We start from the raw sequence: 23,519 nt of genomic DNA on the forward strand, positions 1-23,519 counted from the left end.
TTCGGTATTTTTCACGAGCTGTTCATTTAAATGACCAACTCGTGGGAATGGCATCGCTGGCGAAGCATCGCGCGAAGAGTATTTCGAGGTATGGCATGTATGTGATTGATATCCTCGCCGCTTCCGACATCATGCACCGGAGCTAATTGGACAACGTTGAGGTAAACATTATGGATCTCCTATGAAAGCGGGGTTGCCAGCAAAGGGATAACTGATACACCAATATTTCAGTTAATCAAAAATGATGGGGGCTTATCCAAGGGGACTTAAATATTACTGTATGGAGCTTTTCTGATAACCACAAAAATGTGTTTCAACCACGTATTTCCGTCTTGCCAGTCATGCCAATAGCAATAACAGCATCCAATTTCTTTCAGTAAAAAATCTCGAATTTTATTTTCTGTCACATTCATCACCAGCAAGGCATTGATTTCCTTTATCACGCCCTCCACTACGCAATCTTCTGAGTCTGCTAGGAAAGCTCTAATAACATCGTCTGCCAAGTCAAACTCACACATCCAATCCTCATGAAAATAGGCTCCGAGAAACTGGAATAGTTTAGGAAAATCTTCAGTTGTCATTTACAAAGCCCGTCAAGATAAAATAACCAAGTTGTGAAGTGGTGTCTCGCCGCAGCACTAGTCTAATACTAAATAGCGGATCTAGCGTTCCACTCTGTCTCACAACACCCACGCCAGCAGGAACAGACACTCGCTCATTGATTACAAGATTGTTTGTGTTACCTACTAGAAAATTATCAATATTTACTTTGTTACTCCTGATAACATTAGAGAGTGCAGCTTCAGCCTCTGCCCTATTATGAAATGTTGACGCAATAGGTATGTTCGGCTCAGCCATTAGTCTAGCTCTCAGTTGAGCCTCCGATCTATTGACATGTCTCGCAATAGCATGTCCACCGCGAGACTCGTGGGCCTCTAATCCCCCTCCTGGAACAATTTCACTATACGGCCCATCTGCCTGTATCGCTCCAGGACACGGAGTGCAGGCCAACCCCAACGGATCCACCCACCCCGTCGGATTCGGCACGTACTGGTACTGATTCAACCCACCGGCCAACTTGATCGGATCCGGCGTCAGATACCGTCCCAGCCTCGGGTCGTAATACCGGTGGCGGTTGTAATGCAGGCCGCTTTCGCCGTCGAAGTATTGCCCCTGAAAACGCAGCGGCTGGTTCAGGTAGTCCTCGCCGGCCAGGGTCAGGGCGGCGACTTTGCCGTAGGCGTCGTATTGCGCGGACCAGACGATGTCGCCGCTGTAGTCGGTGAGTTCCTGCGGGGTGCCGAGGTGGTCGAGTTGGTAGTAGAAGGGGCAGGCTTTTTGCGGGCCTTTGCCGTCGAGCAGCGCCAGCGGGCGGAAGGTGCCGGGTTCGTAGACGTAGCTGCGGTATTCGCTTTCGCTGCTTTCGGCAACGAGGTGGTCGCCTTGCCAGAAAAACTCGGTGGTCTCGCCATTGACGGTTTTGCTGATGCGTCGGCCGAAGGCGTCGTAGCGGTAACTGGCGGTCTGGCCGTCGGGGCGGGTCAGGCCGATCAGGCGGTGCTGGCTGTCGTAGCGGTATTCAGTGACGAGTGTCTGTGCGCGGCCACGACGTTCGCGGATCAGGTTGCCGAAGGCGTCGTAGTCATAGTGGCGGTCGCCCTGCATGAGCAGGCGGTTGCCCTGGATCTGGCTGGGGCCGGGGCGGTCCTGCATCAGCAGGTTGCCGGCCGGGTCGTGGGCGAAGCTTTCCGGCAGTTCGTCGCGTGAGTGACGTACGCGGATGAGGCGGTCGAGGGCGTCGTAGCCGTAGGTACGCTGGCCGTGACGGCTGTCGGCGATGTGGGCGAGATTGCCGTTGGCGCTGTAGGCGTAATCGCGGTGGTACAACGCAGCGCGCTGATGACCTACGGCGTGGGCGAGTAATCGTCCCTGATCGTCGTAGGAATATTCGCTGAGCAGCAGGCCCTGCTGGCGTTGCAGTTCACGACCGGACTGGTAGACGTGACGGGTCAGCGGCGTGCCGTTGAGGTCGATGTCGGTCAGCGCGCCACCCTTGGCGTGGCGGTAGTCGAGCACGCTGTTGTCCGGCAGGCGCATGCGCTTGAGCTGGCCGCAGGCGTCGTAGCGGTAGCGCAGGGTGCCCCAGCCTTGATGCTCGGTGATCAAGCGGTCCTGACGGTCGTACTCGAAGGCCAGCGGGTGTTGCTGGCCGTCGTCGACACCAATCAGACGGCCGAGGCGGTCGTATTGGTAACTGACCTTGATGCCGTCGGGCAGGGTTTTGACCAGCAGGCGCCCGGCCGCATCGCGCGCATACGCCGTGACTAACTGCGAGCCGTCATCGCCGAACTCGGTCTTTTCCAGCAGATGCCCGTTGAGGTCATAGGCGTACGCCGTGCGGCGACCGTCAAAACCGCTTTCCTGACGAATCAGCCCGGTCGGCGTGTAATCCAGCCGGTACTTTTCACCGGATTCGTTTTCGATCTCGGTGAGCAATAACTGCGCGTGGTCGTAGCGGTACTGCACCCGCGTGCCGTCGGGGTTGATCCGCCGCGAAACCAGGTGCAGATCGTCGTCGTATTCGTAGCGGGTAATGCGCCCGAGTTCATCGCGCTCGGAAGTGACCTGACCGTAGGCGCCGTAGCTGTAGGCGCGGGTGCTGCCGGTAGGAAACGTCGTCTGAATCAATCGGCCGACGGCGTCCCAATGCTGACGGGTGACCGCACCGTGTTCGTCTGCGGTGGTGGTCCGCCGCCCCAGTGCGTCGTAGGAAAAACGCCGCACGCCACCGTCGGGCAGGGTTTCTTCGGTCAACTGGCCAAGGCTGTTCCAGACCAAGCGATGGCGACTGCTGTCCGGGTAGCGGATCGACAGCAACTGGCCACGGGTGTCGTAGTAGTAATGGGTGACCTGACCGTCGGGGTCGACCGCTTCGGTGACATCGCCCTCGGCATTGCGCCGGTAGATCCATACCGCGTCGCCGCGTGAACGCCGATAAAGGAAACCGTTGCGATACTCGTAGGACGTAGGCGCCTCGTCCGGCGGAATCAGCGCCACCAGCCGTCCGACCTCGTCGTAGCGGTATTCGGTGACCGCGCCTAACGCATCCTGCTCGGCGATCAAACGCCCGGCATCGTCATAGGCCTTGAGCTGCTCGCCACCGTCGGCCTCGACCTTGCGCACCAGCCGCGCTCGCTCGTCGTGCACGTAAGTCTCTTCGGTGCCATCGACGTAATGCACCGCGACACTGCCGTCGTCGCTCCAGACATAACGCGTGTCCATCTGCGAAAACGACGCCCAATGGCGCACGCAACGGGCGGCTTTCCCCGACCGCTCCCACTCCCAGAAGAAACTCGCGCCGCCGGCCAGTTGCCGCTGCAGGATCACGTGAGCGTCGTCGTAGTCGTAACGCTCGCTGTCGCCGACGGCGTTGCTGGCTTCAATCAGGTGCTGATAGGCGTCGTAGCGGTAGCTGACCAGCGCCTGTTCGGTGCTCCAGGCACCGTCGCGAAACACCTGGTAATCAACACCGAGCAACTACGCCCGGTCATAGCGCAACAACAGCGAACGCCCGGCGCCGTTGTCCAGGCGCTGCACCCGGTCAGAGCGATCGCGCTGCACCGTCAGACGATTGCCATAGGCATCGCTGATCGCCGTCAGCCGTCCCGCGCGAAAGTGATAGAACCGCGCCGTTTCCCCGGCCAGCGCAAGGATCAGTTGCTCCGGCTCATCGCCCAGAAAAATCGCCGCCCGCGACAGGCTATTGTGAATCGCCGGTCGTTCAACACTCGGCAATGGAAACCGGGTGCGCCGGTTTTCGTGATCGACCCAGACCACAAAGTCGCCTTCAAACGCCAGCCGATGCGCCAGCGAATGACTCCAGCCAAACCCCAGCCCGACATCGATCTCGGCGGCGCTAGAGCGATACAACCGGGTGAACTCAAACGACAACACACCATCAAGCAGCGCATCGTTCAGAGTCAGCAGCTCTTCGCCGGTGACCATCGACACCGGGCAACCATTGGTGCAGGTGCGCGGCACGCAATCAGCGCTGTCGCCGTTGGGGTTTTTCGCCTGATCCGGCGAATCGTCGTGAGGTTCATGCCGTTCCAACCGGCTCGAAGCGCCAGACTTGTCCCGCGCCAGCGGAGCCGGATTCGGCACCGTCAACACCAGTGAATCGGCCTGACGAATGTTCAGCGGTATCGCCGGTGTCGGTTTCAACTCGACGTCACGCGCGTGAAGCATCAACGGCCGCAAGGCGCTCGCGTGTTTGTTCAGTTCCGGTGCCGACGTCAGCTCCGCCAGCCGCAACGCTGAAGCCGCCAGCCACTCGCGCGCCCGCGGCGACTTGACCTGCGCCAACGCCTTGCTGCTCAAGCGTAGTGGCACGCCGACGCCGCCCGACAACGCCGTCAGCAGAAAACCGATCAGCAGTTCGGCCCGAACCTCGGCCACCACTTCGGCCAGATACTGCGGCGGCAGCATCTTCAACCAACTGGTAAACGCCGCCAGATGAATGAACAGCAGTGGTTCGTCACTGAGGATCAACAGGCCGTTGGCAATGGCGTCGCTGGAGGCATTCAACAACGCCTCAAGCTCGGCCTCGCTGAGGTATTCCAGCAATTTTTCACTGTTGGCCTGCAAGTCGGCGAGCAGGGCAAATACCTGTTTGATGTCGTCCCAGACGCGATTCAGGGCTTTCTCGAATCCACGCCAATCGGCCTGTTGCAATTGACCATAACGGTCCAGAAACCCGGCGCTGGAAAACTCCTTCCACTGTGGTTGAAACCCTGCCCACTCAGCGCGCAGCCAGCCTTCCAGGCCTGCAATGACACCCTCATAAGAGGCATACAAAGCACGCACATGGTCGGTGGACACATCGGGAAAGAAGGTGATGCGATAACGCTGGCCCCGATCGCAATCAGTCACCTGCAGAATGCCGCTGGGGCCGATGGTGTAACGCAGCGGCTCGCCGAACGTCAGCACACCGCCGACATCGGCAAGCACCGGTTCGAGCGTCACCGGCGTGTCGCCAATCGGCACGAACCGCGCGGCCTCGAACATGTGCACCAGCGTCAGCGACCCACTGGCCGAGCACATGACCACCGATGAACTGAGCGGTTGGCGCGACTTGATCGGCGCGCTGAGGCGCACGTCGTTGCCGACAGTGAAGACCTGCTCGACATCCAGCGCGGTCCCGGTCCAGAACTGCTCGGCCCAGGCGTCGTAGTTGTTCAGGCACAGGCGGAACTCGCGGATCAGGTGTTCGAAGTCCGGCTCGTCGGGATTCAAAGCAGCAACAACGAGCAGGCCGATGCTGTTGTTCAGAGCCAGAAGCCGTTCGGGTTGAAACATGGGCAGGCACTCGCGCACGTGAAGAAAGAGGTGCGCGGACTTTGCGGGGGATCAATCAGGAAAGAAGTCGGGCGAGTAGGCAATGCCTGTAGGATGTTTCGCTAAATACTTGCGAGTCGTTCATCGCCGCAACGGACATTGCCCGTTGCTCAATGTCTGTCGCGCTCGTTATGCTGCTGAACCCTTTAATCAGATCCGAGCAGCGGCGCCACCTGCCGCCTGGGATGTCTTTGTTAACGGATCCGATGATGAATGCACCGCTGAAGGCGTTCGGCCCGATCAAGGCCGTGATTTTCGATATGGACGGTTTGCTGCTGGACACCGAGGGCATTTACACCGAAGTCACCTCGTTGATTGCCGGGCGCTACGGGCGCACCTTCGACTGGAGCATCAAGCAGAACATCATTGGTCGCGGGGCCAACGATCTGGCGAACTACGTGGTGCAGGCGCTGGATCTGCCGATCACCGCCGAAGAGTTTCTGGTGATTCGCGAGCCGCTGATGCGCGAACGTTTTCCCACCGCACAAGCGATGCCGGGCGCAGAGGAATTGATTCGCCATCTCAAGGCGCACAACATCCCGATTGCTGTTGGCACCAGTTCCTCGCGTCAATCGTTCGGCCAGAAAACCACGCTGCACCGTGATTGGTTTGCGCTGTTCGATTTCATCGTCACGGCGGACGATCCGGAAGTCGGCGCGGCGAAACCGGCGCCGGATATTTTCCTCACCGCTGCCCGGCGCCTGGGCGTGGCACCTGAGGATTGCCTGGTGTTCGAGGATTCACCGTTCGGTGTGACCGCAGCGAAAGCTGCAGGCATGACGGCTATTGCCATCCCCGATGCCGCCATGGCCGATGAAAAGTACGCACACGCTGACGGGATTCTTCGCACGCTGAAAGCGTTTACCCCGAGTGCTTGCGGCTTGCCGGCGCTGGAATGGGCGTAAACATCTGACACAAAAAAACGCCGCCCCTCGGTAACAAGAGGGGCGGCGTTTTTCGTTCAGTCGGCTCAGATAAATCAGGCGCCGAAACCACCGTCGATGGTCAGGCTGGCACCGGTGATGTAACCGGCTTCCGGGCCTGCCAGGTAGGCGACGAAACTGGCGATTTCTTCGGCTTTACCGTAACGACCCACAGCCATCAGTGGAATCAGGCTTTCGGCGAAATCACCGTGCGCCGGGTTCATGTCGGTGTCGACCGGGCCGGGTTGCACGTTGTTGACGGTGATGCCACGAGGGCCGAGGTCGCGGGCCAGGCCTTTGGTCAGACCGACCAGTGCCGACTTGCTCATTGCATACACACCGCCGCCGGCGAAGGGCATGCGGTCAGCGTTGGTGCTGCCGATGTTGATGATGCGTGCGCCTTCGCCCATATGTTTGGCGGCTTCTTGCGAGGCAATGAACACGCTGCGAATGTTGATTGCCACGGTCTGGTCAAAGTCTTCAAGTTTGAAGTCTTGCAGCGGTGCGACGGCCAGTACGCCAGCGTTGTTGACCAGAATATCGACGCGGCCAAAGGCTTCGACGGTGGCGCTGACGGCGTGGCGAATGGCGGCGGCATCGGCGCTGTCAGCCTTGATCGCCAGGGCTTTGCCGCCGTTGGCGGTGATGCTGTTCTGTAACTCTTCGGCTTTGGCGGTGGAGCTGACGTAAGTGAAGGCTACTGCAGCGCCTTCAGCGGCCAGACGTTTGACGATGGCAGCGCCGATACCACGGGAACCGCCTTGAATCAGAGCGACTTTGCCGCCGAGGTGTTGAGTGGTCATGTTCGATCTCCAGACTATTCAAGGCAGGATGCCTTGGTGTTGGTGCCGAGTATCGGCGTGGTATCGACAACTGTGTAGACCATGATTGCTATAGTCTGTGTAAACCAGAAGTTTATAGTGGCGATCATGGAAACCTTCAGCAGCATCGAATGCTTCGTGCGCAGTGCCGAAGTCGGCAGCTTTGCCGAGGCTGCTCGACGCTTGAGTCTGACTCCGGCGGCAGTCGGCAAGAGCGTGGCCAAACTCGAGGTTCGGCTCGGCGTGCGGCTGTTCCAGCGTAGTACACGCAGCTTGAGGCTTACCGAGGCCGGGCAACTTTTTCTGGATCAAGTCAGCGGTAGTCTGACGACGATTCAAAATGCCGTGGCCAACCTGTCCAGCGTCGAAGGGCTGCCGGCGGGAACGCTGAAAGTCAGCATGGGCGCAGCGTTTGGCTGTCTGCATATCGTGCCGATGCTCGGTGAGTTTCTGCGGCGATATCCGGCGATCAATCCGGACTGGCATTTCGATAATCGACAGGTCGATCTGATCGGACAGGGCTTTGATGCGGCCATTGGTGGCGGTTTCGAACTGCCGCAGGGCGTAATCGCACGCAAGTTGAGCCCGGCGCATCGGATATTGGTCGCGTCTACCGACTATTTACAGGCCAATCCCGAGATCCTCGAACCGGACGACCTGAGCCATCACGACGGGATTCTGATCCGCTCGCCGCAAACCGGACGCGTGCGTTCTTGGCAATTGACCGGACGCAATCCACAGAATTGTCGGCCGTTGATGCTCAGGGCGCGGATGACCATGAGCGATTCCGAGGCGGCTTGCAGGACGGCGGCGCAAGGCTTGGGGATTGCGCTGGTGAGCATGCCGTTTGCGGTGAGCTATCTGGAGGCGGGGACGTTGCAGCGGGTGCTGCCGGACTGGTTTGTCGATGATGGCAATATTTCGATTTACTACGCCGAACATAAATTGTTGCCGGGCAAGACTCGGGCGTTTGTGGATTTTTTGATTGAGCAGTTTGCCGAGATGGGGCTGGCGCAGCGGTTTAGTGCCATCTGAGCAGGCATCAGACCGAGGTGCGGCCTTCGCGAGCAAGCTCGCTCCCACAGGGAAATGCATTCCAAATGTGGGAGCGAGCTTGCTCGCGAATGGGGCGACTCGGTTTCCGAGGATTACCTCAGCGGGCAAACCGCCCCGGCCAACCAATGATGTTCTTCGGTCGCGGTGTCGCGTAAGTCCGCACTTTCGAGGTTGATAACTTCAATCGAACCAGCGATTCCGCAATCGTCACCGCCGCCGTCACCCCGTCCACCACCGGCACCCCGGTACGCCGACGAATCTGCTCATCCAGCCCGGCCATGCCGCCGCAACCCAGGCAGATCACCTCGGCTTTGTCCTGCGTAACCGCCAGTTCTGCCTGATGCACGATGGCTTCCAGGGCACGCTGCGGCTCGTGTTCCAGTTCCAGCACCGCCAAACCACTGGCCCGTACCGAAGCGCAACGATCCCACAGACCGGACAGTTTCAACCGATCCTCAATCAGCGGCACGGTGCGATCCAGCGTGGTCACCACCGAATACGCATGCCCCAAAAACATCGCCGTACTCGCCGCTGCATCGGTGATGTCCACCACTGGTACGTTGAGCAATTCCTGCAAACCTTCACGACCATGTTCGCCGTAACCGGCCTGAATCACCGCGTCGAACGGCTGATCGTAGGCCATCACCCGATCCATCACCGCGATGGCCGCCAGATAGCTTTCGAAGTTGCCTTCAATCGAGTCGGCACCGAAGTACGGCGTCAAACCGACGATTTCGGTACCGGGTGACGCAACAGTCTGCGCTGAACGGGCGATGGCCTCGGTGATGGATTCGGTGGTGTTGACGTTGACCACGAGAATACGCATGGAGAAATCCTTATAGCGGGCAGTTCTGCGGCCCGAAACCGGGCCGCGAGGGAATTAATGGCAGACGTTGTCGACAGCGATCGATTCGCCGCTGATATCGGCGTAGTGCGGCTGGCGCTTGGCGATGATCAGGTAAAGCATTCCGGCAATCCCCGCGCCGATCAGCCAGGAGAACGGTGAGACGCTGTGGAAGCCTGGAACCAGCGCCAGGACGATGGCGATCAATGCCGCAGGAATAAACGCCGCCACCGCGCGGAAATTGACCCCGAGGCTGTAGTAATAAGCGCCGTTGGGATCTTCGCTGTAGAGCTGCGGGACGTTGATCCGGCCTTTGCGGATTAGCCAGTAGTCGACCATGATCACCCCGTACAACGGGCCGAGCAGGGCGCCGAGGCCAGACAGGAAATAGACGATCACCAGTGGGCTGTTGTAGAGATTCCACGGCAGGATCAGCACTGCGATGGTCGCGCTGATCAAGCCGGCGCGGCGGAAAGTCAGGTACTTCGGCGCGAGGTTGCTGAGCACGAAGGCCGGGGCGACGAAGTTGGCCATGATGTTCACCGCCACAGTGACGATCAGGAATGCCAGGCAGCCGAGCACCAGGAAGAAGGTGTTGGGAATCGAGGCGATGATCTCGGTCGGGCTTTCAATGATCCGGCCATTGATCTGAAATTGCGCACCGCAGAGCAGGACGGTAATCGCAGCGAACACCAGAATATTCACCGGCAAACCCCAGAAGTTTCCTACCTTGATGGTTTTGCGGCACGGCGAAGAGCGGGCGAAGTCGCAGAAATTCAGAATCAACGTGCCGTAGATCGCCAGCCACAACGCGCCGCCGGCAAAGATGTTGCGCCACATCTCGCCACCGGTCAGCGGTTCGCGGATCGACCAGGCGATGGTCGCGTCGGCCTGGAAGTACATCCACGTGGCGAGGGCGGCGACGGTCAGCAGAATTACTGGCCCGGCAAACGCTTCGTAACGACGAACCATCTCCATGCCATAGGCCAGAATCGCCAGCTGCACGAACCAGATCGCCACGAAGCACACCCAACCCAAAGTGGACAGACCGAGAATCGAGTTGTGGTCGTATTCGGCGAATCCGGGATGGACCGCCGTAAGCAGCACTCGGAACACCACCGAAGCCAGATACGTCTGAATCCCGAACCAGGCGATGGCGATAACCGCCCGGATCAATGCAGGAATTTGCGCGCCATAGATGCCGAAACTGATCCGGCTGATCACCGGAAACGGTACGCCGGTTTTCTGCCCCATGTACCCGGACAGGTTCATGAAGAAATACACCAGCGCCGCACCAATCCCCAGCGACAGCAGAATCTGCCAGCCACCCAGGCCCAGGGCGTACAGGCCAATGGCGAACGAGTAGTTGGCGATGTTGTGCACATCGTTGGTCCACAGGGCGAAGATGCTGTATTTGCCCCAGCGTCGACCTTCGGCCTTGGTTGGCGCCAGATCGCTGTTGTGCAGACGCGGACTCAGTTGCAGCGGCTCAATCAGGCCATCGTGCGGCGACGGTTGATCGAGAGCAGAGGCGGGCAGATTCAGCGCGATGTTATTGGAGAGACTTGTACGCATTCCGGCAGGCTCCTGATGTTCAAGGCCACGATGACTGTGCATAAGCCGTCAGGCTCGACAAATCTTCGTCGCGGCAGTGAAAGCATCACTGGTTATGGGGCATCTGCAGCCTGTACGGGATAGGGCGCTTCAGGCTTGCGGATCGAAAGTGTGTATGTTTTGCAGTTTTGTATACAAAACATGTATGCACCTAAGCCAGATTTGTGCCAGTCGTTGATCTATGCGCAGCAGTGCTCATTTCGAAAAGTTATCGATGAGCGCTAAGTGTCTGAAAATAATTGGTTAAAAATTGACCGATTGACCAAGTATTTATTTTTGGCGGGGGATTTTGACAGCGGGCGAGGGCGGGGAATTTTTAGGCGTGATGTAACTTTTCAGGGCGTGGAAATAAAAAAGTGCACACATAAATGGCACCGATGGTGACATTCGTGTGTACACATTTTCAGAGTCGCTGCAGCACCTTGTGGGAGCGAGCTTGCTCGCGAATGCGGTATATCAGTGACGCAGTCCAGTGACTGACACGACGCTTTCGCGAGCAAGCTCGCTCCCACAGGGAATGGCGTAACTATTCAGAAGGTTTACGCCTTGCTGATGATATTCCCGGCATGCAGCCCACACTCTTTCTGCGTCGCCTCTTCCCACCACCAGCGGCCTTCGCGCTCGTGCTGGTTCGGCAGGACCGGGCGGGTGCACGGTTCGCAGCCGATGCTGATAAAGCCGCGCTCATGCAGGCTGTTGTACGGTAGCTCGAGCATGCGGATGTAACCCCAGATCTCTTCGCTGGTCATCTGCGCCAGCGGGTTGAACTTGTACAAGGTGCGCTCCGGGGTGGAGAACGCGGTATCGATCTCCATCACTGCCACGGCGCTACGCGTGCCCGGGCTCTGGTCGCGGCGCTGGCCGGTAGCCCAGGCTTTGACATCGGACAGTTTGCGCCGCAGCGGTTCGATCTTGCGGATTCCGCAGCATTCGCCATGGCCGTCCTTGTAGAAACTGAACAGGCCTTTTTCCTTCACGAACGGTTCCAGTTTCGTGTAGTCCGGCGACACCAGTTCGATGTCGATCTTGTAGTGCTCGCGAACTTGATCGATGAAGCGGTAGGTCTCCGGATGCAGGCGGCCGGTGTCGAGGCTGAACACCTTGACGTTCTTGTTGAGCTTCCAGGCCATGTCCACCAGCACCACATCCTCGGCGCCGCTGAAAGATATCCACAGATCATCACCGAACTCGGCAAACGCGAGTTTGAGGATGTCTTGCGCGGATTTGTTGGCATAGGTCGTGGCGAGTTCCACGACGTCGAACGTTGCACTCATCAGGGCGGCTTCCTACAGGTCGGTGGCGCTGGGCGCTCTATATGGCGCTGATGGTAACAAAAAGCTGCACGGCTCGGGGACGTGCTGTGCGTTGCGCGTCTGCATGTGAGTCGCTAGAGTTCGGCCTCGCTCGACTCAAATAATCAATACAAACGGGAGTGTCTTGTGGAAATTGCTTGCCTGGATCTTGAAGGGGTGTTGGTGCCGGAAATCTGGATCGCCTTCGCCGAAAAAACCGGAATCGAATCCCTCAAGGCCACAACCCGGGACATTCCCGATTACGACGTGCTGATGAAGCAGCGTCTGCGCATCCTCGATGAGCACGGCTTGAAGCTGTCGGATATTCAGGAAGTGATCGCCACACTGAAGCCGCTGGACGGCGCGGTGGAGTTCGTCAATTGGCTGCGCGAACGCTTTCAGGTGGTGATTCTGTCGGACACGTTCTACGAGTTCTCGCAGCCGTTGATGCGTCAACTGGGCTTCCCGACCTTGCTTTGCCATCGTCTGATTACTGACGAAACCGGGCGAGTGACCAGCTATCAGTTGCGTCAGAAAGATCCCAAGCGTCAGTCGGTGCTGGCGTTCAAAAGCCTGTATTACCGGGTGATTGCGGCGGGGGATTCGTATAACGACACGACGATGCTGGGCGAGGCGGACGCCGGGATTCTGTTTCATGCGCCGGAGAATGTGATTCGTGAGTTCCCGCAGTTTCCGGCGGTGCATACGTTTGCCGAGTTGAAGCAGGAATTCCTCAAAGCCTCTAACAGAGAGTTGAGTTTGTAGTCATCTGGAAGGGCCCCTTCGCGAGCAGGCTCGCTCCCACATTTGGAATGCATTCACCCTGTGGGAGCGAGCCTGCTCGCGAAGCTTTAAGCTTTTAAAGGTTCTGCAGGGTTTCGAGGAGGATTCTGACTTTGGTGATCGACTCCTGATACTCCGCCTGCCAGTCCGAATCAGCAACAATCCCGCCGCCGCCCCAGCAACACACCTGCCCATCCTTGACCAACAGACTGCGAATCGCGATGGAACTGTCCATCTCGCCGCGCACGTCCAGATACAGCAGCGACCCGCAATACAATCCACGCCGCGTCGGCTCCAGTTCATCGATGATCTGCATCGCGCGAATCTTCGGCGCGCCAGTGATCGAGCCGCCGGGGAAGCTGCCGGCAATCAGATCCAGTGCATCGCGGTCATCCGCCAATTCACCGGTCACGCTGCTGACCAGGTGATGCACGTTCGGATAGCTTTCCAGGCTGAACAGCTCCGGTACTCGTACCGAACCGATGCGACAGGTGCGGCCGAGATCGTTGCGCAGCAGGTCGACGATCATCAGGTTTTCCGCGCGATCCTTGGGGCTGGCCAGCAGTTCGGCGGCGTTGGCGGCATCTTCGGCGGGTGTCAGGCCGCGCGGGCGAGTACCTTTGATCGGGCGGGTTTCCACCTGGCGCTGGCTGACTTTGACGAAGCGCTCGGGTGACAGGCTCAGCACGGCGCCGCCGTCGGGCAGGCTCTGGAAACCGGAGAACGGTGTCGGACAAGCTTCGCGCAATGCGCAGTAAGCCAGCCAGGGATCACCCTGACACGATGCGCGGAAACGTTGAGCGAAGTTGACCTGATAGCAATCGCCGGCCTGGATGTAATGTTGGATGCGTTCGAAGGCCTGACGGTATTCGGCGGCCGCTAGGTCGGCGGTCATCGGGTTGTTCAGTTTGAACGGTGCCAGTGCCTCAGCGTGCGGCTCGGTGAACAGTGCGATCAGCCGCTGTTTCTCGCTGTCGAGCACGGACGGATGAAAGACCAATTGGCTGGTGGCCGTCTGGTGATCGCTGATCAGTGCCCAGGCGTACAGGCCAAAGCGTGCATCCGGCAACTGCAGATCATCGCGGGCCTGACTCGGAAGGGTTTCCAGGTGCCGGCCGAAGTCGTAGCTCAGATAGCCGATCAAGCCGCCAGTGAATGGCAGCTCGAAACCGGCAGGCAAATCAGCCTCGCCGAGGCGACTCAGATTGTTTCGCAGACGTTGCAGGAAATGCTCGCCGCTCTCGTCCGGCAACACCGCCAGTTGTTCCAGCGGCCAGGCGCTGAGCAGGTCATAACGGCCACGGTCGGCACTTGGCCGGCCACTGTCGAGCAGCACGGCGCCGGGGGCGTTGCGGATGTCCGCGAAATAGTCGGCGGGATTGGCGCGGTAGGGCAGCGGGTGTACGGAACAGGTCAACATGGGCGGGGCAGATCGGCCGTTGAGGCGGGGAGGGGATTGTAGTCCTCTCCGATGCCAGATCAAAGTCAAAAGCCTCCCCCTCACCCCAACCCTCTCCCCCAAGGGGGCGAGGGGGGAAGGGAGCTGATCTTCATGCTTTTCAAAGCCTGAGTTTTACTCAAGACGGTCAGGTCGGCGTACCTCGAACATCCACCTCACCCTAGCCCTCTCCCTCTGGGAGAGGGCTAGGGTGAGGGGCTTTCCAGCTTCAGCCCTCGACGGCTGGAATATGCCCAAACATTTCCTGAGTAAACGCCACCCGCTCTTCAACCGTCTCCGTCACCCCACGCGCCTTCAGCTCTTCCAGTCGCGCTTCCACCGCGTGCGTACGCAACGTCAGCCCACAGTCGTTAGCAATCTGAATATTCAGCCCCGGCCGCGCATTCAGCTCCAGAATCAGCGGACCCTTCTCCTGATCGAGCACCATATCAACGCCGATATAGCCCAACCCGCACAGCTCATAGCAGCCGGCGGCAAGTTTCATGAAACCGTCCCAGTAGGGCAGTTGCACGCCGTCCACCGCGTTGGTGGTGTCGGGGTGTTTGGTGATGATGTTGTTCAGCCAGGTGCCGCGCAACGTCAAACCGGTCGCCAGATCGACACCGACGCCAATCGCGCCCTGGTGCAGGTTGGCCTTGCCGCCGGACTGCCGGGTTGGCAGGCGCAGCATCGCCATCACTGGATAGCCCATCAGCACAATGATGCGGATGTCCGGCACGCCTTCATAACTGATGCTTTTGAAGATCTGATCCGGGGTCACGCGGTATTCGATCAGCGCGCGGTCACGGTGGCCGCCCAGCGAGTACAAACCGGTAAGGATGCTCGAGATGTGATGCTCAAGCTCCTCATGGGCGAGGATCTTGCCAGACACCGTGCGATAGCGGCCCTCGAAGCGGTCGGCAATCACGATGATGCCGTCACCGCCCGCGCCCTGCGCCGGTTTGATCACGAAGTCGCTGCGCCCGCCGATGATCTCGTCGAGTTTGTCGATTTCCTTCTCGGTGGAGATCACGCCATACAGCTCCGGCACGTGAATGCCGGCCTCGATGGCGCGTTCCTTGGTGATGATCTTGTCATCGACGATCGGGTACAGGCTGCGCTTGTTGTACTTGAGCACATAGTCGGCGTTACGCCGATTGATGCCCATGATGCCGCGCGCCTCCAGCGCCTTCCAGGTCTTCCAGAAACCGAACATCAGGCGTCAGCCTTCTTCAGGAAAGCCTTGAAACGCACCAGTTCGGTCAGGCGGTAGCCGCGATAGCGACCCATCGCCAGCATGAAACCGACCAGAATCAGCAGGATCGCCGGGAAGGTGAACACGAAGTACACCAGCTCAGGCACGGTCATGATCAGGTGCGCCAGAGAAGCGGCGAACAGCGTACCAATCGCGACTTTCATCGCATGGCTGGCGCCGCGCTCTTCCCAGGTGATCGACAGACGTTCAATGGTCATGGTCAGAATCACCATCGGGAACAGCGCAACAGACAAGCCGCGCTCCAGACCCAGCTTATGGCTGAACAGACTGATGGCCGCGATCAACACCACGACAAAGGTCAATACCACCGAGAGTCGCGGCAGCATTTGCAGCTTCAGGTGTTCCAGATACGAACGTAATGACAAGCCCAGCGCGGTGATCACGGTAAACAGCAGAATGCCGAAGCCCAGCTGTGTTTCGCGGAAGGCGAGGGCGATCAGTACCGGGGTGAACGTGCCGAGTGTCTGCAGGCCGATCAGGTTGCGCAGGATCAGGATTACCAGCACACCGATCGGGATCATCACCATGATCATGAACGTCTGCTGGGTCTGCAGCGGCAGGCCGTACAGCGAGTATTCGAGGAAGTTGGCGTCGGTGTTTTCGTCGGTCAGCTTGGCCAGACGAATCGCATTCATCTCGCTGTTGTTCAGGCTGAAGGTCACGTTGGCTTTCTTGCCACCGTCGACGGTGATCAGGTTTTCATCGCCAGTCCACCACAGCAGGCGGTCGGTCGGCAGGCCTTGCTCGCCGGTTTCCGGGTTGAAGTACAGCCAGTCGTTGCCGTTGAAGCTGCGCAGCCACAGTTCAGGCATTTGTGGCTGGTCGGCGACGAGGCGGATGGTGTGGACTTTTTCCACCGGGACGTGGGCGATGGACAACAGCAGTTCAACGATTTTGGCTTTGTGCGGCGTCGACGGATCGCCGGCCAGCAGCAGTTTCACGTTGTCATCGTTGACGTTGTTGACGCGTTTGATCGCCTCGCCAATGAACGTTTCGACGTCGGCCGAATGCTGGCGAATCGGCGCAAGCAGGGCTTCGGCGGCGATTTTCTCAGGGCCTTCGATAGCGATGCTGTCGCGGAAGGTCGGGCCTTTGATCTTGGATTTTTCGGCGGTGTAACGCTTGGTCAGCACCAAACGGTAATAAAGCGTCTGGTTGCCCTTGGCCCGACGCGCCGACCAGGTGACCTTGCGGTTGCCGTCGACGCGGTTGACGGCGACGCCGTAGTTATTGGAGATAAAGCTCTCGTTGAGACTGACGTAGTCGCGGCTCAACGGTGGCACGAACATCTGGATCTTCACCGGATCCTTGGTGCTGGCGACGAACTCGACCTTGGCGTCGATGTTCCACAAGTCGTCGGTCGCATCTTCGGTCACCGGGATGCCGAGTACGAAAATCTGATAGGCCGTAACCGAAACGCCCAGGAGCACCAGAATGGTGATCAGGATTTTCAGGTGGAAGGTTAGAGAACGCATGGAAATTACTCGGCGGTATGAGCGGCGATGGTGCAGGCGGGTTTGCCGGCAGCGTATTTAAGACTGGGGTCGACCAGCGCGTCGAAGCGTTTAAGTGCTTCGGAGCCGATCAAAAGCGGATATTGGAACGCACTTCGGTCGGTCAGGTTCACTTCGATGCTGCGCATCGCTGATCCCATACAGATATCCAGCTCGATCACCGGACGGGCGGTGTACTTCTTGCCTTCTTCCGGGTCGTAGTCGCCAGCACGGCGCTTGATCTTGCTGACCCGCGCCAGCGGCCGTTCGATCGGGTGGGAGTGCGCGGCGTCGATGGCCAGGTAGAAACGCACCCAGGACTCACCGTTGCGTTTAAAGCGTTTGATGTCGCGGGCACTCAGCGAGGCGGTTTTCGCGCCGGTGTCGAGTTTGGCCGCGACTTCGAGATTGATGCCGTCAAGCGAAGCGTATTCGTTGAGGCCGTACACGGTTTTTTCCCCCGCGGCGGCGAGGCCGGGCAGGCAAAACAGGGCAAAAAATGTGGGAAAAGGCTTGAGTCTCATAAATCCTGGTGCGCAGCGTTCCGTTTTCGGTTCAGGTCCTTGGCAAAACTTGCGCAAGGCCCTTCGTGTGCCTGGCAGCTTTATATGACAAGCCGTACAAATGGCCAGCAAATGCGGGCGGCATTCTAGCACGGTGGTTTTATGGCGCCAGCGCTGGGGGCGGTCTATAGAAGATCAAAAGATCGCAGCCTTCGGCAGATCCTACAGGGTATACGCCGATCCAATGTAGGAGCTGCCGAAGGCTGCGATCTTTTAAGGTTATTAGACGATTGTCGACAATACCTATTTATCCTTTGACTGATGCGGGCTAATTGGCTAGTTTTTGCCGCATCGGATTTAAAGGTGTCGACAATCATGCTGGATCAACTCGATCCCCCGGTCATCAGCGGCGACGATTCCGAGACGCTTTCGGAAAACGTCTTCCGGCGCATTCAAGCGGCCATCGTCAAAGGTGAGATCGCCCCGGGCAGCAAGATCTCCGAGCCGGAGCTGGCGCGCACCTACGGCATCAGCCGCGGGCCGTTGCGTGAGGCGATTCATCGGCTCGAAGGCCAGCGCCTGCTGGTGCGCGTACCGCACGTTGGTGCGCGGGTGGTCTCGCTCAGCCACGCCGAATTGCTCGAACTCTACGAAATCCGCGAATCCCTCGAGGGCATGGCCTGCCGTCTGGCGGCCGAACGCATGAGCGTCGAAGAAATCGATGAACTGCGCGGGGTGCTGGAAACCCACGAGCGCGACGCCGCGTTTCAGGCTGGCGTCGGTTACTACCAGCAGGAAGGCGATTTCGACTTCCACTACCGGATCATCCAGGGCAGCGGCAACCGCACGCTGACGCAGATGCTCTGCGGTGAGCTGTACCAACTGGTGCGCATGTACCGCATCCAGTTCTCGACCACGCCGAACCGCCCGCGCCAGGCCTTCGCCGAACACCACCGGATTCTCGATGCCATCGCCGACCGTGACGGCGAACTCGCGGAATTGTTGATGCGCCGTCACATCGGCGCCTCGAAACGCAACATCGCCCGTCATTACCAGGACGGCGCCCACAATAAGACAGCCACTGAACGAGGTGAGTCATGAGTTCCAAGCACAGCACTCCAGGCCAGCGTTTCCGCGATGCGGTCGCCAGCGAGCATCCATTGCAGGTGGTCGGCGCGATCAACGCCAACCACGCGCTGCTGGCCAAGCGCGCTGGTTTCAAGGCGATCTACCTGTCCGGTGGCGGGGTGGCCGCAGGCTCGCTCGGCGTGCCGGATCTGGGCATCACCGGTCTGGATGACGTGCTGACCGACGTGCGCCGCATCACCGACGTTTGCGATCTGCCGCTGCTGGTCGACGTCGACACCGGTTTCGGCTCGTCGGCGTTCAACGTGGCGCGCACGGTCAAATCGATGATCAAGTTTGGCGCAGCGGCGATTCACATCGAGGATCAGGTCGGCGCCAAGCGCTGTGGCCACCGTCCGAATAAAGAGATCGTCAGCCAGCAGGAAATGGTCGACCGCATCAAAGCCGCCGTTGATGCCCGCACCGATGACAGCTTCGTGATCATGGCGCGCACCGATGCGCTGGCGGTGGAAGGTCTGGAGTCGGCACTCGATCGCGCAGCCGCGTGCATCGAGGCTGGTGCCGACATGATTTTCCCGGAAGCCATCACTGAACTGGAAATGTACAAGCTGTTCGCCAACCGTGTGAAGGCGCCGATCCTGGCCAACATCACCGAGTTCGGCGCAACGCCGCTTTACACCACCGAGCAACTGGCCGGCGCCGACGTGTCGTTGGTGCTGTATCCGCTGTCGGCGTTCCGCGCGATGAACAAGGCGGCGGAAAACGTCTACACGGCGATCCGCCGCGATGGCACGCAGCAGAATGTCATCGACACCATGCAGACTCGCATGGAGCTTTACGATCGCATCGATTACCACACCTTCGAGCAGAAGCTCGATGCGTTGTTTGCCGCGAAGAAATAAAGATCAAAAGATCGCAGCCTGCGGCAGCTCCTACATGAACCGCATTCCCCTGTAGGAGCTGACGAGTGCAACGAGGCTGCGATCTTTTCGCCACACTCCCTAACAAATTCAAGATTGGAGATAGAAATGGCCGAAGCAAAAGTACTCAGTGGCGCCGGGCTCCGTGGCCAGGTTGCCGGGCAAACCGCACTGTCCACCGTGGGCCAGGCCGGTGCCGGGCTGACCTATCGCGGCTACGACGTGCGCGAACTGGCAGCCGATGCGCAATTTGAAGAAGTCGCCTACCTGCTGCTCTACGGCGAGCTGCCGACCCAGGCGCAACTGGACGAATACCAAGGCAAACTGAGCAAACTGCGCGACCTGCCGCAGGCGCTGAAAGAAGTGCTCGAACGCATCCCCGCCGACGCCCACCCGATGGACGTGATGCGCACCGGTTGCTCGTTCCTTGGCAACATCGAACCGGAGAAGGACTTTTCCGAGCAACGCGACAAGACCGACCGTTTGCTCGCCGCATTCCCGGCGATCATGTGCTACTGGTATCGCTTCAGCCACGACGGCAAGCGCATCAATTGCGTCAGCGACGAGCCAACCATCGGCGGCCACTTCCTGCACCTGCTGCACGACAAGAAGCCGAGCGAGCTGCACGTCAAAGTGATGAACGTCTCGCTGATCCTTTACGCCGAACACGAATTCAACGCCTCGACCTTCACCGCCCGCGTTTGCGCCTCGACCCTGTCCGATCTGTATTCCTGCGTGACCGCCGCCATCGGTTCGCTGCGCGGCCCGTTGCACGGCGGCGCCAACGAAGCAGCGATGGAAATGATCGAGCGCTTCTCGTCGCCGGAAGACGCGATCAAAGGCACCCTCGGCATGCTCGAGCGCAAAGACAAGATCATGGGCTTCGGTCACGCGATCTATAAGGACAGCGATCCGCGCAACGAGGTGATCAAGGGCTGGTCGAAAAAGCTCGCGGACGAAGTCGGTGACAAGGTGTTGTTTCCGGTTTCCGAAGCCATCGACAAGACCATGTGGGAGCAGAAAAAACTGTTCCCGAACGCCGATTTCTACCATGCCTCGGCGTACCACTTCATGGGCATCCCGACCAAACTGTTTACGCCGATCTTCGTCTGCTCGCGCCTGACCGGCTGGGCTGCGCATGTGTTCGAACAACGCGCCAACAACCGCATCATCCGTCCAAGCGCCGAGTACGTCGGCGTCGAACAGCGCAAGTTCGTGCCAATCGAACGTCGCTGAAATGGTGAGGGCCGAATACTGATCTCGAAGCTCACCTAAATTCCTGTGGGAGCTGGCTTGCCAGCGATGACGGCGTCACATCCAACAATGATGCTGACTGACCCACCGCATCGCTGGCAAGCCAGCTCCCACAGGGTTCAGTGTGAATTTTGAGGTCGGTGTCTGGCCCCACCCTTTGAAACCACCGTGACCGAGTCCTGACCCGATGAACACAGCATTCCGCAAAACCCTGCCCGGCAGCCCTCTGGATTATTTCGACGCCCGCGCGGCCGTCGAGGCGATCCAGCCCGGCAGTTACGACACTCTGCCGTACACCTCCCGCGTGCTGGCGGAAAACCTCGTGCGTCGCTGCGACCCGGCCACGCTCACCGATTCCCTCATGCAACTGATCGAACGCAAGCGCGACCTCGACTTCCCGTGGTTCCCGGCGCGTGTGGTCTGTCATGACATTCTCGGCCAGACCGCACTGGTCGACCTTGCAGGCCTGCGCGACGCCATCGCTTTGCAGGGCGGCGACCCGGCGCAGGTCAATCCGGTGGTGCCGACGCAATTGATCGTCGACCACTCGCTGGCAGTGGAAGCGGGCGGTTTCGACAAGCAGGCGTTCGAGAAAAACCGCGCCATCGAAGACCGTCGCAACGAAGACCGTTTCCACTTCATCAACTGGACCAAAAAGGCCTTCAAGAACGTTGATGTGATCCCGCCCGGCAACGGCATCATGCACCAGATCAACCTGGAGAAAATGTCGCCGGTGATTCAGGTGCGTGAGGGCGTCGCGTTTCCCGACACCTGCGTCGGCACTGACAGCCACACCCCGCACGTCGATGCGCTGGGCGTAATCGCCATTGGCGTCGGCGGCCTCGAGGCCGAGAGCGTGATGCTCGGTCGCGCGTCGTGGATGCGCCTGCCGGAAAGCGTCGGCGTCGAGCTGACCGGCAAGCTGCAACCGGGCATCACCGCCACCGACATGGTGCTGGCGCTGACCGAATACCTGCGCAAACAGAAAGTCGTCGGCGCGTGGCTGGAGTTCTTCGGTGAAGGCGCCGCGGCGTTGACCCTCGGCGACCGCGCGACCATCTCCAACATGGCCCCGGAATACGGCGCCACCGCGGCGATGTTCTACATCGATCAGCAAACCATCGACTACCTGAAACTCACCGGTCGTGAAGACCAGCAAGTGCAGTTGGTCGAGCAATACGCCAAGCTGACCGGTCTATGGGCGGACAGCCTGAAAGGCGCGCAATACGAGCGCGGTCTGACTTTCGACCTGTCCTCGGTGGTGCGCAACATGGCCGGCCCGAGCAACCCGCATGCGCGCGTTGCGGTATCCGATCTGGCCGCCAAAGGCATCTCCGGCCAGTGGGATGACGTGCCGGGGCAAATGCCCGACGGCGCGGTGATCATCGCTGCCATCACCAGTTGCACCAACACCAGCAACCCGCGCAACGTCATCGCCGCCGGCCTGCTGGCGCGCAATGCCAACAAGCTTGGTCTGACCCGCAAGCCGTGGGTGAAATCCTCACTGGCGCCGGGTTCGAAAACCGTGGCGCTGTACCTCGACGAAGCGGGGCTGACCACGGAGCTGGAGCAGCTCGGCTTCGGCGTCGTCGCCTTCGCTTGCACCACGTGCAATGGCATGTCCGGCGCGCTCGATCCGGTGATCCAGCAAGAGATCATCGACCGCGATCTGTACGCCACCGCCGTGCTCTCGGGCAACCGCAACTTCGACGGCCGCATCCACCCGTACGCCAAACAAGCGTTCCTCGCTTCGCCGCCACTGGTGGTCGCGTACGCCATCGCCGGGACCATCCGTTTTGATATCGAGAAAGATGTCTTGGGCGTGGTCGACGGCAAGGAAATCCGCCTCAAAGACATCTGGCCGAGCGACGAAGAAATCGACGCCGTGGTGAAGTCTTCGGTCAAGCCTGAGCAGTTCCGTCAGGTCTACATTCCGATGTTCGCCGTCCATGAAGACACCGGTCCGAAAGTCACGCCGCTGTACGACTGGCGCGAGATGAGCACCTACATCCGCCGTCCGCCGTACTGGGAAGGTGCGCTGGCCGGCGCCCGTCCGCTGAAGGGCATGCGCCCGCTGGCGGTGCTGCCGGACAACATCACCACCGATCACCTGTCGCCATCCAACGCGATCATGCTCGACAGCGCCGCCGGCGAATACCTGGCGAAAATGGGCCTGCCGGAAGAGGACTTCAACTCCTACGCCACCCACCGTGGCGACCACTTGACTGCACAACGCGCGACCTTCGCCAACCCGAAACTGTTCAACGAAATGGTCGTGGAAAACGGCAAGGTCCAACAGGGTTCGCTGGCGCGGGTCGAGCCGGAAGGCAAGGTCATGCGCATGTGGGAAGCCATTGAAACCTACATGGAACGCAAGCAGCCGCTGATCATCATCGCCGGCGCCGATTACGGTCAGGGTTCGTCCCGCGACTGGGCGGCGAAAGGCGTGCGTTTGGCCGGCGTCGAGGCGATTGCCGCAGAAGGTTTCGAGCGCATTCACCGCACCAACCTGGTGGGCATGGGCGTGTTGCCGCTGGAGTTCAAGCCGGGCACTGACCGTCACACCCTGGCCATCGACGGCAGCGAAACCTACGACGTAATCGGCGAGCGCAAACCGCGCGCGGACCTGACGCTGGTGATCCATCGCCAGAACGGCGAGCGCGTTGAGGTGCCGGTGACTTGCCGTCTCGATACCGCTGAAGAAGTGTCGATCTACGAGGCTGGCGGCGTGTTGCAGCGCTTCGCTCAGGACTTTCTCGAAGAGTCGGCGGTTGCCGTTTAAAACAAGTTAAGTGGCCAAGGGATGATGAGTCCCTTGG

Annotated in this window: 16 protein-coding genes and 1 pseudogene; 7 read left to right on the forward strand and 10 right to left on the reverse strand. The window is 59.6% G+C overall.

Annotated features, from left to right (window positions below; all coding sequences use genetic code 11):
* Positions 1 to 266: 266 nt before the first annotated feature.
* Both RMV17_RS09115 and RMV17_RS30105 read right to left on the reverse strand, forming a co-directional pair.
* Positions 267 to 581: a contact-dependent growth inhibition system immunity protein gene (locus tag RMV17_RS09115; protein ID WP_311886303.1), complete on the reverse strand. Its 315-nt coding sequence runs from the start codon at positions 579 to 581 to the stop codon at positions 267 to 269.
* A pseudogene (locus RMV17_RS30105) lies at positions 571 to 5,358 on the reverse strand (RHS repeat-associated core domain-containing protein). Before RMV17_RS30105 ends, RMV17_RS09115 begins: the two are co-directional and overlap by 11 nt.
* Positions 5,359 to 5,606: 248 nt before the next feature.
* Between RMV17_RS30105 and RMV17_RS09140 the strand changes: the two are divergent.
* Entirely contained in the window at positions 5,607 to 6,302 is a 696-nt protein-coding gene (locus RMV17_RS09140) for an HAD-IA family hydrolase (RefSeq protein ID WP_034152892.1), read from the forward strand.
* Positions 6,303 to 6,376: 74 nt separating this feature from the next.
* Here RMV17_RS09140 and RMV17_RS09145 read toward each other — a convergent pair whose 3' ends face one another.
* Positions 6,377 to 7,123: a 3-oxoacyl-ACP reductase family protein gene (locus tag RMV17_RS09145; RefSeq protein ID WP_034152891.1), complete on the reverse strand. Its 747-nt coding sequence runs from the start codon at positions 7,121 to 7,123 to the stop codon at positions 6,377 to 6,379.
* Between the two features lie 126 nt (positions 7,124 to 7,249).
* Here RMV17_RS09145 and RMV17_RS09150 point away from each other — a divergent pair, with 126 nt between their 5' ends.
* Positions 7,250 to 8,176 carry a LysR family transcriptional regulator gene (locus tag RMV17_RS09150; protein WP_311886305.1) on the forward strand — a complete coding sequence of 309 codons (927 nt, stop codon included), beginning with the start codon at positions 7,250 to 7,252 and terminating at the stop codon, positions 8,174 to 8,176.
* A 118-nt stretch (positions 8,177 to 8,294) separates the two neighbouring features.
* Here the strand turns inward: RMV17_RS09150 and RMV17_RS09155 are convergent, their stop codons facing one another.
* The 3 genes from RMV17_RS09155 to RMV17_RS09170 all read right to left on the reverse strand — a co-directional run bounded on the left by RMV17_RS09155 (position 8,295) and on the right by RMV17_RS09170 (position 11,929).
* A complete protein-coding gene (locus tag RMV17_RS09155; RefSeq protein ID WP_311886306.1) occupies positions 8,295 to 9,023 on the reverse strand; it encodes an aspartate/glutamate racemase family protein in 729 nt (242 codons plus the stop codon).
* Positions 9,024 to 9,077: 54 nt separating this feature from the next.
* Positions 9,078 to 10,616 carry an NCS1 family nucleobase:cation symporter-1 gene (locus RMV17_RS09160; RefSeq protein ID WP_311886307.1) on the reverse strand — a complete coding sequence of 513 codons (1,539 nt, stop codon included), beginning with the start codon at positions 10,614 to 10,616 and terminating at the stop codon, positions 9,078 to 9,080.
* A gap of 578 nt (positions 10,617 to 11,194) precedes the next feature.
* Positions 11,195 to 11,929, reverse strand: coding sequence for a phosphoadenylyl-sulfate reductase (locus RMV17_RS09170; protein WP_034152888.1), 735 nt, complete (start codon positions 11,927 to 11,929; stop codon positions 11,195 to 11,197).
* 165 nt (positions 11,930 to 12,094) lie between these two features.
* Between RMV17_RS09170 and thrH the strand changes: the two genes are divergently transcribed.
* Complete coding sequence (gene thrH, locus RMV17_RS09175; protein WP_095047760.1) at positions 12,095 to 12,712, forward strand: bifunctional phosphoserine phosphatase/homoserine phosphotransferase ThrH; 618 nt, start codon at positions 12,095 to 12,097, stop codon at positions 12,710 to 12,712.
* A gap of 94 nt (positions 12,713 to 12,806) precedes the next feature.
* On the opposite strand, the gene pabB is transcribed toward thrH, so the two are convergent.
* From pabB to RMV17_RS09195, 4 genes are all read right to left on the reverse strand, one after another.
* The gene (gene pabB / locus RMV17_RS09180; protein ID WP_311886308.1) at positions 12,807 to 14,150 is read right to left on the reverse strand and encodes an aminodeoxychorismate synthase component I; all 1,344 of its coding nucleotides are present in this window, start codon (positions 14,148 to 14,150) and stop codon (positions 12,807 to 12,809) included.
* Positions 14,151 to 14,397: 247 nt separating this feature from the next.
* Positions 14,398 to 15,384, reverse strand: a complete 987-nt coding sequence (locus tag RMV17_RS09185; RefSeq protein ID WP_077571819.1) for an alpha-L-glutamate ligase-like protein — start codon at positions 15,382 to 15,384, stop codon at positions 14,398 to 14,400.
* Positions 15,384 to 16,919 (reverse strand): inactive transglutaminase family protein, encoded by a 1,536-nt coding sequence (locus tag RMV17_RS09190; RefSeq protein ID WP_102900791.1) that lies wholly within the window; start codon positions 16,917 to 16,919, stop codon positions 15,384 to 15,386. The genes RMV17_RS09185 and RMV17_RS09190 overlap by 1 nt, the downstream gene beginning before the upstream one ends.
* A 5-nt stretch (positions 16,920 to 16,924) precedes the next feature.
* Positions 16,925 to 17,461 carry an ATP-dependent zinc protease gene (locus tag RMV17_RS09195; protein ID WP_016983749.1) on the reverse strand — a complete coding sequence of 179 codons (537 nt, stop codon included), beginning with the start codon at positions 17,459 to 17,461 and terminating at the stop codon, positions 16,925 to 16,927.
* 357 nt (positions 17,462 to 17,818) lie between these two features.
* Here RMV17_RS09195 and RMV17_RS09200 point away from each other — a divergent pair, with 357 nt between their 5' ends.
* The 4 genes from RMV17_RS09200 to acnD all read left to right on the forward strand — a co-directional run bounded on the left by RMV17_RS09200 (position 17,819) and on the right by acnD (position 23,482).
* On the forward strand, positions 17,819 to 18,541 hold the full coding sequence (locus tag RMV17_RS09200; protein ID WP_311887027.1) for a GntR family transcriptional regulator: 723 nt from the start codon (positions 17,819 to 17,821) through the stop codon (positions 18,539 to 18,541).
* Positions 18,538 to 19,428 (forward strand): methylisocitrate lyase, encoded by an 891-nt coding sequence (prpB, locus tag RMV17_RS09205; protein ID WP_034152882.1) that lies wholly within the window; start codon positions 18,538 to 18,540, stop codon positions 19,426 to 19,428. Before RMV17_RS09200 ends, prpB begins: the two co-directional genes overlap by 4 nt.
* 126 nt (positions 19,429 to 19,554) lie before the next feature.
* Positions 19,555 to 20,682, forward strand: coding sequence for a 2-methylcitrate synthase (gene prpC / locus RMV17_RS09210; protein ID WP_311886309.1), 1,128 nt, complete (start codon positions 19,555 to 19,557; stop codon positions 20,680 to 20,682).
* 205 nt (positions 20,683 to 20,887) lie between these two features.
* On the forward strand, positions 20,888 to 23,482 hold the full coding sequence (gene acnD, locus RMV17_RS09215; protein WP_311886310.1) for a Fe/S-dependent 2-methylisocitrate dehydratase AcnD: 2,595 nt from the start codon (positions 20,888 to 20,890) through the stop codon (positions 23,480 to 23,482).
* The last annotated feature ends 37 nt before the right edge of the window (positions 23,483 to 23,519 follow it).

It is taken from the genome of Pseudomonas sp. VD-NE ins, from assembly GCF_031882575.1.
In the GTDB taxonomy this organism is placed as follows: Bacteria; Pseudomonadota; Gammaproteobacteria; order Pseudomonadales; family Pseudomonadaceae; genus Aquipseudomonas; species Aquipseudomonas fluorescens_BZ.

Bases quoted from the DNA above. Each gene is read 5' to 3' on its own strand.
- RMV17_RS09170 (WP_034152888.1), bottom strand. From the start codon at position 11,929: ATGAGTGCAACGTTCGACGTCGTGGAACTCGCCACGACCTATGCCAAC.
- acnD (WP_311886310.1), top strand. From the start codon at position 20,888: ATGAACACAGCATTCCGCAAAACCCTGCCCGGCAGCCCTCTGGATTAT.
- prpB (WP_034152882.1), top strand. From the start codon at position 18,538: ATGAGTTCCAAGCACAGCACTCCAGGCCAGCGTTTCCGCGATGCGGTC.
- RMV17_RS09160 (WP_311886307.1), bottom strand. From the start codon at position 10,616: ATGCGTACAAGTCTCTCCAATAACATCGCGCTGAATCTGCCCGCCTCT.
- prpC (WP_311886309.1), top strand. From the start codon at position 19,555: ATGGCCGAAGCAAAAGTACTCAGTGGCGCCGGGCTCCGTGGCCAGGTT.
- RMV17_RS09140 (WP_034152892.1), top strand. From the start codon at position 5,607: ATGAATGCACCGCTGAAGGCGTTCGGCCCGATCAAGGCCGTGATTTTC.
- RMV17_RS09185 (WP_077571819.1), bottom strand. From the start codon at position 15,384: ATGTTCGGTTTCTGGAAGACCTGGAAGGCGCTGGAGGCGCGCGGCATC.
- RMV17_RS09195 (WP_016983749.1), bottom strand. From the start codon at position 17,461: ATGAGACTCAAGCCTTTTCCCACATTTTTTGCCCTGTTTTGCCTGCCC.
- pabB (WP_311886308.1), bottom strand. From the start codon at position 14,150: ATGTTGACCTGTTCCGTACACCCGCTGCCCTACCGCGCCAATCCCGCC.
- RMV17_RS09145 (WP_034152891.1), bottom strand. From the start codon at position 7,123: ATGACCACTCAACACCTCGGCGGCAAAGTCGCTCTGATTCAAGGCGGT.
- RMV17_RS09190 (WP_102900791.1), bottom strand. From the start codon at position 16,919: ATGCGTTCTCTAACCTTCCACCTGAAAATCCTGATCACCATTCTGGTG.
- RMV17_RS09115 (WP_311886303.1), bottom strand. From the start codon at position 581: ATGACAACTGAAGATTTTCCTAAACTATTCCAGTTTCTCGGAGCCTAT.
- RMV17_RS09155 (WP_311886306.1), bottom strand. From the start codon at position 9,023: ATGCGTATTCTCGTGGTCAACGTCAACACCACCGAATCCATCACCGAG.
- RMV17_RS09150 (WP_311886305.1), top strand. From the start codon at position 7,250: ATGGAAACCTTCAGCAGCATCGAATGCTTCGTGCGCAGTGCCGAAGTC.